This is a genomic window from Corallococcus exercitus (assembly GCF_003611585.1).
Classification (GTDB): domain Bacteria; phylum Myxococcota; class Myxococcia; order Myxococcales; family Myxococcaceae; genus Corallococcus; species Corallococcus exercitus.
The window spans coordinates 42,299-52,538 of the sequence record NZ_RAVW01000010.1 but is presented as its reverse complement, the minus strand read 5'-3'; the positions used below and the strand labels follow the sequence as shown (position 1 = coordinate 52,538).

Annotated in this window: 12 protein-coding genes; 2 read left to right on the top strand and 10 right to left on the bottom strand. The window is 71.9% G+C overall.

What is annotated here, in order from left to right:
• The first annotated feature begins 51 nt into the window (after positions 1–51).
• Entirely contained in the window at positions 52–786 is a 735-nt protein-coding gene (locus D7W79_RS02500) for a hypothetical protein (protein WP_120523717.1), read from the top strand.
• 57 nt (positions 787–843) lie between these two features.
• On the opposite strand, the gene D7W79_RS02495 is transcribed toward D7W79_RS02500, so the two are convergent.
• The 10 genes from D7W79_RS02495 to hisG all read right to left on the bottom strand — a co-directional run bounded on the left by D7W79_RS02495 (position 844) and on the right by hisG (position 8,784).
• Positions 844–1,287 carry a DofB protein gene (locus tag D7W79_RS02495; protein ID WP_120523716.1) on the bottom strand — a complete coding sequence of 148 codons (444 nt, stop codon included), beginning with the start codon at positions 1,285–1,287 and terminating at the stop codon, positions 844–846.
• A 222-nt stretch (positions 1,288–1,509) separates the two neighbouring features.
• Positions 1,510–2,127 carry a bifunctional phosphoribosyl-AMP cyclohydrolase/phosphoribosyl-ATP diphosphatase HisIE gene (gene hisIE / locus D7W79_RS02490; protein WP_120523715.1) on the bottom strand — a complete coding sequence of 206 codons (618 nt, stop codon included), beginning with the start codon at positions 2,125–2,127 and terminating at the stop codon, positions 1,510–1,512.
• Positions 2,124–2,909: a histidinol-phosphatase gene (gene hisN, locus D7W79_RS02485; protein WP_120523714.1), complete on the bottom strand. Its 786-nt coding sequence runs from the start codon at positions 2,907–2,909 to the stop codon at positions 2,124–2,126. Before hisN ends, hisIE begins: the two co-directional genes overlap by 4 nt.
• Entirely contained in the window at positions 2,906–3,667 is a 762-nt protein-coding gene (gene hisF / locus D7W79_RS02480; protein WP_120523713.1) for an imidazole glycerol phosphate synthase subunit HisF, read from the bottom strand. Before hisF ends, hisN begins: the two co-directional genes overlap by 4 nt.
• Positions 3,667–4,212 carry an imidazoleglycerol-phosphate dehydratase gene (locus D7W79_RS02475; RefSeq protein WP_120523712.1) on the bottom strand — a complete coding sequence of 182 codons (546 nt, stop codon included), beginning with the start codon at positions 4,210–4,212 and terminating at the stop codon, positions 3,667–3,669. Before D7W79_RS02475 ends, hisF begins: the two co-directional genes overlap by 1 nt.
• Positions 4,209–4,922 carry a 1-(5-phosphoribosyl)-5-[(5-phosphoribosylamino)methylideneamino]imidazole-4-carboxamide isomerase gene (locus D7W79_RS02470; protein ID WP_120523711.1) on the bottom strand — a complete coding sequence of 238 codons (714 nt, stop codon included), beginning with the start codon at positions 4,920–4,922 and terminating at the stop codon, positions 4,209–4,211. Before D7W79_RS02470 ends, D7W79_RS02475 begins: the two co-directional genes overlap by 4 nt.
• Entirely contained in the window at positions 4,919–5,512 is a 594-nt protein-coding gene (hisH, locus tag D7W79_RS02465; protein WP_120523710.1) for an imidazole glycerol phosphate synthase subunit HisH, read from the bottom strand. The genes D7W79_RS02470 and hisH overlap by 4 nt, the downstream gene beginning before the upstream one ends.
• Positions 5,512–6,555 (bottom strand): pyridoxal phosphate-dependent aminotransferase, encoded by a 1,044-nt coding sequence (locus D7W79_RS02460; protein WP_120523709.1) that lies wholly within the window; start codon positions 6,553–6,555, stop codon positions 5,512–5,514. The genes hisH and D7W79_RS02460 overlap by 1 nt, the downstream gene beginning before the upstream one ends.
• A complete protein-coding gene (hisD, locus tag D7W79_RS02455) occupies positions 6,552–7,853 on the bottom strand; it encodes a histidinol dehydrogenase (protein WP_120523708.1) in 1,302 nt (433 codons plus the stop codon). Before hisD ends, D7W79_RS02460 begins: the two co-directional genes overlap by 4 nt.
• 73 nt (positions 7,854–7,926) lie before the next feature.
• Complete coding sequence (hisG, locus tag D7W79_RS02450; RefSeq protein ID WP_120523707.1) at positions 7,927–8,784, bottom strand: ATP phosphoribosyltransferase; 858 nt, start codon at positions 8,782–8,784, stop codon at positions 7,927–7,929.
• 294 nt (positions 8,785–9,078) lie between these two features.
• Between hisG and thiO the strand changes: the two genes are divergently transcribed.
• The gene (gene thiO / locus D7W79_RS02445) at positions 9,079–10,194 is read left to right on the top strand and encodes a glycine oxidase ThiO (RefSeq protein ID WP_120523721.1); all 1,116 of its coding nucleotides are present in this window, start codon (positions 9,079–9,081) and stop codon (positions 10,192–10,194) included.
• Positions 10,195–10,240 lie beyond the last annotated feature (46 nt).

Here is a 10,240-nt window from a genome sequence, read left to right as displayed (position 1 = left end):
AGATGTGTATAAGGGACAGGTGCTCCGGCCGACAATCCCTGCGGCCAGGCCGTGACGCGCGCGTTGCAGGAGGCCGCGCGCCGGGGGAACCCGGCCCTGCAGGAGGCGCAGTGGAGCCTGGAGCACGCGGGGCCCGCCCTGGGCGCGGCCTGCCAGGAGCTCGTGCGCCAGGCCGTGGGCCCTGCCGCCATGACGGGAGCGGCCGTGGAGCCGCAGCTCCTGGCGCTGCTGGAGGCGCTGGCACCCACGTGCGTGAAGACGGGGCAGCTGCCCGCGGCGCTGCTGAACGCGGCGGCGGTGCAGCAGGGCTCGCGGGCGCCCCAGCTGGCGACGCTGCACACGCAGGGCGCGGTGGAGACCCAGGCCATTGAACCGGATCAGCAGACGGGGCCGGGAGACGCGTTCCGCGCATTCGACCGGGACGAGCTGTCAGGGGTGAAGCTGCCCCTGGCGAATGCCGGGGCTGAGTCGGGAACGGGCTCGGGCCCGGATGGCGCGCTGCGGCTGGGGTACGCGCCGGCGCTGAAGTACGCCGTGTCCTTCCAGGTGCTCGCCACGGGTCCGGGCTCGCTGCGGGCGCACGTCCGCGCGCCGGACGGCGTGGGGCACGCGGGGCCGGGAGGCACGGGCTTCTTCGTGGATCCCACCGTCTGCCGCTTCCGCGGCACGGGCAGGTGGGAGGTCTGCAAGCCCGGGGTCCCCCTGCTCGACGTGGACGCGCTGAGCGTCCTTCCGGAGCGGCCGGGGGTGGAGCTGAAGGAGCTGGAGATCATCGGCGCCCGGTAGCGCGGGCGCCATGACGCACGCGGCGTCGGAGGGCTTCCGACGTCGCCCGCGTGGGTCTCAGGCGATGAGGCCGCGGTCGCGCGCCTGGCGGAAGATGGACGACGCGTCCTTCTTCAGCGCGGTGGAGACGTCCTTGACGATGGCGTCCGCCGACTTGGCGACCGACAGGTAGTTGTCGAACGTGCGCGTGAGGATGAGCACGCCCGAGATGATGACTCGCTGGAGGTTGTGCTGCAGGTCCGTGCCCTCGTACACGAGCCAGGACTGCTCACAGTAGCGGCGGCCCTCGGCCACCATCTGGTTCAGGTGCGCGCGCTCGGTCGCGTCGGGAACCTTCGCCTTGGGGCTGATGGACGCGATGTACAGCACGTTCTGTCCCAGCCGCTGCGTCGCCTCCTCCATCTGCGCCATGATGGCCTGGACGTCATCCTTCGTCGGCGGGTTGTGCCAGCGCGAGAACAGGACGCGGTCGATGAGTTCGGATTGGTACGTGGCAGACACGAAGCCTCCGGGATGCGAACGCTGATGACGACGGGGCCGCTTCGTCGGGCACGGCCCGTGTCGCAGACTGGAATCTGTACCAGGATCACCGAAGCACTTGAAGAGTAGCGGACACACGCCTGCACCTTTGGGGCGCCTGTGTGCCAGCCACGCTGTGAGGATGCAGTACGGTTGGACAACTCCGCCTGGGTCGAAACCGACACGCCCGACAATCCGGGGAGTTCAGGGCGCTTTCGGGCGCGCGCGCGCGGCGAGCACGGCCTTGACGTCGTCCAGCGTCAGGCCCAGGGGACGGACCGCGACGAGCACGTGGTAGAGCACGTCGGCTGCTTCCTCTGCGGCCCGGTGCGGATCCGCGTCCGCGCAGGCGGTGACGAGCTCGGCGGCCTCCTCGCCCAGCTTCTTCAGGCGCAGGTTCCGGTCCTCCAGCAGGCGCCGCGTGTAGCTGGGCTTCGCGCCCTCCGGCAGAGGGCCCGTCGCGCGGGCCGCGAGCGTCGCGTCCAGGTGCGCGAGCGCGTCCCAGCGCCCTTCGCCGAAGCACGTCTCCTCGCCGGTGTGGCACGCGGGCCCGGCCTTCCGCACGCGCGCGAGCACCGCGTCGCCGTCGCAATCCGCGGTGAGGGAGACCACCTGCTGCGTGTTCCCGCTGGTGGCGCCCTTGTGCCAGAGGCCGCGCGTGCGGGAGCGGTAGTGCATCTCACCCGTGGCGAGCGTGCGCTCCATGGCCTCGCGGTCGGCGTGCGCCACCATCAGGACGTCGCCGGTGCTCGCGTCCTGCGTCACCACCGTCACCAGTCCCTGGCCCTTGTCGAAGTTCAGCGTGGAGAGGTCCAGCGTCATGGCCGCACTCCCTTGCCCAGCACTTCGCGCACCTGCTTCGACAGCGCCGCGTTGGTGGCGATGCCGTCACCGCCGAACGCCGTGCGCGTGCCCTTCCAGTCGGTGAACACGCCGCCCGCCTCCTCGATGATGGGTTGCAATGCCGCCGCGTCCCAGGGCGACAGGGCCTCGTCCACCATGGCCTCCGCGCGGCCGGTGGCGACGAGGAGGTAGCCGTAGCAGTCCCCCCACGTTCGGGAGAGGGACGCCTGCCGGGACAGCTCCCGCCATGCCGCGCCCTTCGCGGGGTTCTGGAGGAAGCGCTCGTCGGTGACGAGCACCACGGCCTGCGCCAGCGAGTCCTGTTCCGACACGCGCGCCGCGGAGCCGTTCCAGAAGCAGCCCAGGCCCGGGGACGCGACGAGCAGCTCGTTCACGGCCGGGAAGTAGGCCGCGCCCGCGAGGATGGTCTCCCCTTCCGCCACGGCGACCAGCGTGCCCCACAGCGGCACGCCCCGGATGAACGTCTTCGTGCCGTCGATGGGGTCCAATATCCAGCGGCGCTTCGCGCCCGGCCGCGACTCGCCGAACTCCTCGCCCAGGATGCCGTCCTCGGGGAAGTGCGCCTCCAGCCACTCGCGGGCGGTCCATTCGGCGGTGCGATCCGCCACGGTCACGGGCGTTCCATCGCTCTTGGTGTCCACGGCGATGCCGCGCCGGAAGAAGTCCAGCGCCACGTCACCGGCCTTGCGCGCCACGTCGGCGGCGGCCTCCATCAGGTCTCGCGGGTCCGCGCTCTTCATGTCGTGCTCCGGATGGAGATGCCGTTGTCCTTCAGCAGGGACTTCAAGGCGCCCACGGTGGTGAGGCCGTCGTGGAGGATGCCGGCCACCAGTGCCGCATCCGCCGCGCCGAGCGTCAAGGCATCGCGCACGTGCTCCGCGCGGCCCGCGCCACCGGAAGCGATGACGGGCACGTCCACGGCCTCCGCCACCGCGCGCGTCAGGTCCAGGTCATAGCCCGTGCGCGCGCCGTCCCGGTCGATGCTGGTGAGCAGCACCTCGCCCGCGCCGCGCCGGACGCACTCCTTCGCCCAGGCCACCGCGTCCAGGTCGGTGGGGCGCCGGCCGCCGTGCGTGTAGACGCGGTAGCGGTCTCCCTCCCGCTTCGCGTCGATGCTGGCCACCACGCACTGGGCGCCGAAGCGCTCCGCGCAGCCGGTCAGCAACTCCGGGGTGGCCACCGCCGCGGAGTTGATGCTCACCTTGTCCGCGCCGGCCCGCAGCGCGCGTCCCACGTCGTCCACGGTGCGCACGCCGCCGCCCACCGTGAGCGGGATGAAGAGGCGCTCCGCGGTGCGCTGGACCAGGTCCCACAGCGTCTGCCGCTCCTCGGCGCTCGCGGAGATGTCCAGGAAGGTCACCTCATCCGCGCCGGCTTCTTCATAGCGCCGTGCCAGCTCCACCGGGTCGCCCACGTCGCGCAGGCCCTCGAACTGGACGCCCTTCACCACGCGCCCGCCCTTCACGTCCAGGCAGACGATGATCCGTCGGCGGAGCATCACTTCACCTCCAGGGAGACGCTGCCCTTCATGCTGAAGACGACGCCGGAGTCCACCATCGCGTCGCGCAGCGCGAGCCCCAGCGCCTTGAAGGCCGCCTCGGTGAGGTGGTGGCTGTCCTTCCCGCGCAGCACCCGCAGGTGGAGCGTGATGCGCGAGTGCTCGCAGAACGAGCGCATCCAGTGCTCGTACAGGCGGTTCTTCAACGGGCCCCGGTAGTAGAAGCGCCCGCCCGCGTCCAGGCACGCCTGCACCAGCGCGTCGTCCATGGGCAGGGTGCGCTCGCCGTAGCGCGCCGCCGTGGCGGGGATGACGCGCTGGACGGCGGTGCCCAGGGTGATGGCCACGTCCTCCATCAGGTGGTGGCGCAGGTCGCCGCGTGCGCGCAGGGTCAGGTCCAGCCCCGCGTAGCGCGCGAAGGTGGCGAGCATGTGGTCGAAGAACTTGAGGCCCGTGTCCACCCGGGCCACGCCCGAGCCGCGCGCCAGCTCCACCGTGACCTGTGTCTCCTTCGTTTCCCGGACGACCGTGGTGACCGTGCTCATTCCGTGAACTCCCGCGCGACCGCGCGCGCATCCAGCCGTCCTGTGTAAAGCGCCATGCCCACCACCGCTCCGTGCGCGCCCACCTTCGCCAGTGCGCGCAGGTCCTCCAACGTCGTCACGCCGCCGGAGGCATAGAGCCGGTGCCGGCTCGAACGGGCCACCTCCTCCATCAGCGGCAGGTCCACGCCGCCCAACTGCCCCTCCTTGTGCACCGCCGTGACGAGCATCCCGCCCAGCGGCAGTGGCTCCAGCGCGGACAGCACGTCGCGGATGTCGCGCGCGCTGCCGGCCGTCCAGCCCCGCGTCACGACCTCGCGGCCCTTCACGTCCGCGGCGACCACCACGCGGCCCGGGAAGCGCTCGGCGACCTCGGTAAGCCACGCGAGGTCCTCGATGGCGCGAGTCCCCACGACGACCGAGGACGCCCCGCCCGCGAGCACCGCCTCCACGCGCGAGGCGTCGCGAACCCCACCGCCCACCGTGAAGGTGAGGCCCGGGGCATGCGACACCAGCCGCGCCACTACGTCCGCGTTGGAGCCCTTGCCCAGCGCCGCGTCCAGGTCCACGACGTGGAACGTGCGGAAGCCCAGCGCGAGCCACTGCTTCAAGGCGTCCAGCGGATCCACGCGCACGCGCTCCGCCTCGTAGGAGCCACCCACGAGCTGCACGCACGCGCCTTCCCTCAGGTCGATGGCTGGGATGGCGATCACGAGGCCACCTCCTGGAGGAACGCCTGCACGAAGCGCACGCCCTCGTGGGAGGACTTCTCCGGGTGGAACTGCACGCCCAGCACGTTGCCGCGCCGCACGGAGGCGGGGAACCGGTCGCCCTCGTGGGTCGTCCAGCCCACCACGTCGCGCGACTCCACGGCACGACACACGAAGCTGTGCGCGTAGTACACGGTGGACAGCCGCGCGGACTTCAGCGCCCGGTCCTCCTCCACGTCGTTCCAGCCAATCTGCGGGACATGCCGCGCGGCCAGCCGCGTCACGCGGCCCGGGAAGTAGCCGAGTCCCTGCCCTGCCCCCTCGTCGCTCTCCTCGAAGAGGAGCTGCATGCCCAAGCAGATGCCCAGGCACGGCAGGCCCGCGTCCAGCGCCTTCCGCATCGCCTCGCGTCCCGGAGCCAGCCGAGCCGCCGCCGAGCCGAACGCACCCACGCCGGGCAGCACCAGCACGTCGGTGTCCAATGCCCGCAGCGGATCCTCCTGCACGCGCACGTCCGCTCCAGGCGTGGTGGCCAGCGCCTTGATCAGCGAGTGCAGGTTGCCCGCGCCGTAGTCGAACAGGGTCACTCGCATCACAGCACCTCCTTGAGCGCCTTCAGCGCTGAAGACATCAGGGGCCAGGGACCGCAGCCGATGCGCAGCGCATCGCCCACGCCCGTGAGCCCTTCGAACACCCGCACGTTCACGTTGCGCTCCCGCAGCGCTTCGCCCACCCGCCGCGCTTCCGGCACGGGGACGAGGAGGAAGTTCCCCTCCGAGGGCAGCGGCTCCAGGCCCAGCGCCCTCAGTCCACCGCGCAGCCGCTCGCGGTTCTCCACGGCCTCCGCCGCGCAGGCCTCCATCCACGCGACGTCCTCCGTGAGCGCGGACACCGCCACGGCCTCCCCCAGCGTCGTGTGCTTGTAGGGCCCCCGCGCCTTCTCCACCTCCGCGACCAGCGACGGTGCACCGACGCCCCAGCCCACCCGCAGGCCCGCGAGGCCAAAGGCCTTGGACATCGTGCGAGTCACCAGGACGTTGGGCCGCGTCCGCGCCAGGTCGAGGAAGTCTCCGCCCCGCGCGAACTCCACATAGGCCTGATCGATGAGCACCACGCCCCGGGCCTGATCCACCAGCCGCTCCAGCGCCGCGCGAGAGGCCACCGTGCCCGTAGGGTTGTTCGGCGTGCACACGTAGATGAGCTTCGCCCCCGTGGCGAGCAGTCCCTCCACGTCCAGGTCCAGGTCCGCCCCCGCCCGCAGCGGCACGGGCACCGGCTTGAGCGCGCTCAACCGGGCGAACATGGGCACCATCACGAACGTGGGATCCGGAAAGGCCACCACGTCTCCGGGCTCCAGGAAGGCCCGCAGCGCGCAGTCGATGACGTCGTCCGAACCGCAGCCCGTCGTCACGTTCTCCACCGCGACGCCCGCGTAGTGGGCCACGGCGCGCTTCAGGTCCGGCGCATAGCCGGCGGGATAGCGGGAGAGCTTCAGGAGGCCCTCTTCCCGCAGCACGCGATCCGCAGAGGGCGGTGAGCCAAAGAGGTTGGTGTTGTCGCTCAGGTCCACCCGGCACGGCTTCTTCGCGGGCGAGTACAGCGGGATGTCCCGATACGTGTCGCGGAAAGGAATCACGGCACCCTCCAGGCCCGCGCCGCGGCCGCGTGGGCGAAGAGGCCCTCGCTGTCCGCCAGCGTCCCCACGTCGTCGGCCATCGCCGCTGCTGCTTCTGGCGTCACGCGTTGCCACGTGGTCCACCGGTAGAAGTCCAGCACGCTCAGCCCCGAGTACGCCCGGGCCAGGCCCGCCGTGGGCAGCACGTGGTTCGCGCCCGTGAGGTAGTCGCCGAAGGCCACCGACGCGCGCTGCCCCACGAACACCGTGCCCGCGTTGCGAACGCGCACCAGGTCCTCCGAGGGCTGGGTCGTCGCGAGCAGGAGGTGCTCCGGCGCGAACTCCGCGACGAAGGGCCACGCCTCCTCCAGTGAGTCGATGCGCAACACCGCGCCCCGGCTGCCCAGCGCCGAAAGGACGATGTCGCCGCGCCGCGCGACACGGGCCTGCTGCTCCACCGCGTCCCGCACCGCCTGCGCCAGCGGAGCGCCCACCACCAGCGCGACGCAGCAGGCCTCGGGGTCATGCTCCGCCTGGGCCAGCAACTCGCGCGCCACGGACTCCGGTTGGGCACTCGCATCGGCGACCACGAGGATTTCGCTCGGTCCCGCGGGAGCGTCGATGGCGACGGCGTCCACCACCTGGAGCTTCGCCGCCGCCACGTAGGCATTGCCCGGTCCGACGATGCGATCCACCCGGGGAACGCTCCGCGTGCCATAGGCGAGCGCGGCCACCGCGCCCGCGCCGCCCAATGCGAAGACCCGGTCCGCGCCCGCAAGCGCCGCCGCCGCGAGCACTCCCGCGCTCGGCAGACCGTCTGGCCCTGGGGGAGAGCAGACGATGACCTCGCCCACGCCCGCCACCTTCGCGGGCACCACGCCCATGAGCACGCTGCTGGGGTACACCGCCCGGCCGCCGGGGGCGTACACCCCGACCCGGCTCAGCGGATCCGGCCGGCGGCCCACGACCACGCCGGGCTCCGTCTCCACCTCGATGGCCTGGGGCCGCTGCACCGCGTGGGCCCGGGCGATGTTGCGCGCCGCACGGGCCAGCGCCTCGCGCACGCCGGACGGAATCGACTCCAGCGCCGCGTCCCACCGTGCGCGCGGAACCTCCAGGGACTGGAGCTCCACACGGTCGAACTCGCGAGCGAAGTCGAAGAGGGCCCGGTCACCTTCCGTACGGACTCGCGCGATGAGCGCCTGGACGCGGGCCGCCACCTGGGCGTCCGACTCTCCCGTGCGCGCCAGCAGCTTCCGCCGCGCTTCGGGCTCCAGTGCGGACAAGGCACCCTGGTACTTGAGGACCGGAGCGCTCATGGCGTCGCACTCCCGATGCAGAGGACGAACACGCCCCGCGACCGCCGCACATTGGACTTGAAGAGGGAGGCGCTCATGCCATCAACCTCTCGATGCGCGTGACGAGGATGCCCTGCCCGCCCAGCGCCTTCAGGGCGTTGACCGTGCGGTAGAGCGTCTTCGACGAGACCACCGCGTGCACCGCGACGAAGTGGCCCCCGTTCATCACGTCCACCACCGTGGGACCGTTGAGGCCGGGCAGCACCTCGCGCACCTGCTCCAGCGACGTCTTCGGGACGTTGGCCATCAGGTAGCGCCGCCCGCGCGCCGCCAGCACCGACCCCAGCGCCTGGGTCAGCTCCTCCAGCGCTCGCCGGGCCTCCGCGCCGTTGCGTGGATACGCGACCAGCCGCGCGCTGGACTCCAGCACGGTGGACACCTCCCGCAGGCCGTTCATCTTCAGCGTGGAGCCCGTGGACGTGAGGTCCACCACGATGTCCGCGATGCCCAGGTGCGGGGCGATCTCCGCCGCGCCGCTCACCGGCACCACCGTCACCTTCTGCCCGCGCTCCTGGAAGAAGGCCTGCGTCAGCCGGGGGAAGCAGGAGGCCACCCGCATCCCGTCCTTCACGTCCTCCACGCGGGTGATGCCGCTCTCGTCGCGCGCGGCCACCACCAGCCGGCAGCGGCCGAACTCCAGGTCCATCAGCGACTCCAGCTCGCGCCCGGCCTCGTTCACCAGGTCCCAGCCGGTGACGCCCGCCTGCGCGGCGCCGTCCGCGACGAACTCCGGAATGTCCTGGGCGCGGACGAAGATGGCCTCGAACTCGCCGCCCAGGGACGCGGTGAGGGCCCGCTCGCCCCGGGCACGCACCTCCAGGCCCGCGTCGTTGAACAGCTCGCGCACTTCCTCGGACAGACGTCCTTTGTTGGGCAGGGCAATCTTCAACATGGTTGGGCTCGGGGGACTGCGGTGGCGGAAACGAAAAAAGGCCCGTCCTGGGGGGGACGGGCCTTCGGTCACTGCGGCATCTGCCGGAAGTGGGTGCGTTCTAGTGCGTCACCCAGGCATGCGCGCGGCGAACGGTCCCGTCATGGGCCGGCCGATGATGCGCATGGTGGTGATGCAGGGACGTGGAACGCACGGCCCTAGGGTTAACGACTGGAGGCCTCAACGTCAAGTCACCCCGGGTCATCGTCCGTCTTGACGCTTGCAAAGCCGTGCTTGCTTGAGCACAAGCGGCGCATGGCAACCTCCGACGTCCTCGTGGTGGGCGGTGGCGTGATGGGCTGCGGCATCGCGCTGAGACTCCGTCAGGCCGGTGCGCGCGTGACGGTGCTGGAGCGCTCCATCCCCGGCGCCGAAGCCTCCAGCGCCGCGGGCGGCATCCTCGCGCCCCAGTGGGAGGCCGACGGACCGGGCCCCTTCTTCGAGCTCTGCCTGCGAAGCCGCGCCCTCTACGGAAGCTTCGCCTCGGAGCTGCGCGAACTCTCCGGCGTGGACATCGCGTACCGGCCGTGCGGCCTCTTGCGCGTCGCGTTCGACGAAGCGGACCTCCACCACGTGGAGTCCACCGTGGGCTGGCAGCACGGCATGGGGCTGCGCGCCGAGCTGCTCGATGGCAGGGCCGCGCGCGAGCTGGAGCCGCGCCTGTCCCCCACCGCCGTGGGCGCCGCGCACTTCCCGGATGATCATCAAGTGGACAACCGGCTCCTCGTGCGCGCGCTCACCATGGCCGCCGCGCGCGTGGGGGCGGTGTTCAGGAGCGGCTACGTGCGCGGCGTGGTGCACGAGCACGGCCGCGCGGTGGGCGTGGACCTGGACGGGGAGGTGCTGCGCGCGGACGCCGTGGTGCTGGCGGCGGGCTCGTGGTCGTCCCTGGTCCAGGGTGCGGGCGTGTCGGCCCAGGCGGTGCGCCCGGCGCGCGGGCAGATGGTGCAATTGCAGACGCGGCTGCCGCTGCTGGAGCGCGTGGTGACGTCCGCGAAGGGCTACCTGGTGCCGCGCGCGGATGGGCGGATCATCGCCGGGAGCACCATGGAGCACGTGGGCTTCGACAAGCAGGTGACCGCGGCGGGCCTGGCGCGGATCCTCGACATGGCGCTGGAGCTGTGCCCGGACCTGGGCAGCGCGCCCGTCACGGAGACGTGGGCCGGCTTCCGTCCCTGGACCCAGGACGCGCTGCCGTACATCGGGCAGGGGCCCACCCCCGGCCTGTTCCTCGCCACGGGCCACTTCCGCAACGGCATCCTCCTCACCCCCATCACCGCGAAGCTCGTCGCGCAGGCCGTGCTGGGGGAGAAGCCCTCGGTGGACCTCACCCCCTTCCGCTACGACCGGGGGACGGTGGCGCGCGGATGACGCAGGGCGCCTGCCCGCCCTACTCGCCGGGATGGGGAATGCGCCG

Coding starts and splice junctions, on each gene's coding strand:
- hisIE (WP_120523715.1), bottom strand. CDS start 2,127: ATGACGCTGGACCTCTCCACGCTGAACTTCGACAAGGGCCAGGGACTG.
- hisH (WP_120523710.1), bottom strand. CDS start 5,512: ATGCGAGTGACCCTGTTCGACTACGGCGCGGGCAACCTGCACTCGCTG.
- hisD (WP_120523708.1), bottom strand. CDS start 7,853: ATGAGCGCTCCGGTCCTCAAGTACCAGGGTGCCTTGTCCGCACTGGAG.
- D7W79_RS02475 (WP_120523712.1), bottom strand. CDS start 4,212: ATGAGCACGGTCACCACGGTCGTCCGGGAAACGAAGGAGACACAGGTC.
- hisF (WP_120523713.1), bottom strand. CDS start 3,667: ATGCTCCGCCGACGGATCATCGTCTGCCTGGACGTGAAGGGCGGGCGC.
- hisG (WP_120523707.1), bottom strand. CDS start 8,784: ATGTTGAAGATTGCCCTGCCCAACAAAGGACGTCTGTCCGAGGAAGTG.
- hisN (WP_120523714.1), bottom strand. CDS start 2,909: ATGAAGAGCGCGGACCCGCGAGACCTGATGGAGGCCGCCGCCGACGTG.
- thiO (WP_120523721.1), top strand. CDS start 9,079: ATGGCAACCTCCGACGTCCTCGTGGTGGGCGGTGGCGTGATGGGCTGC.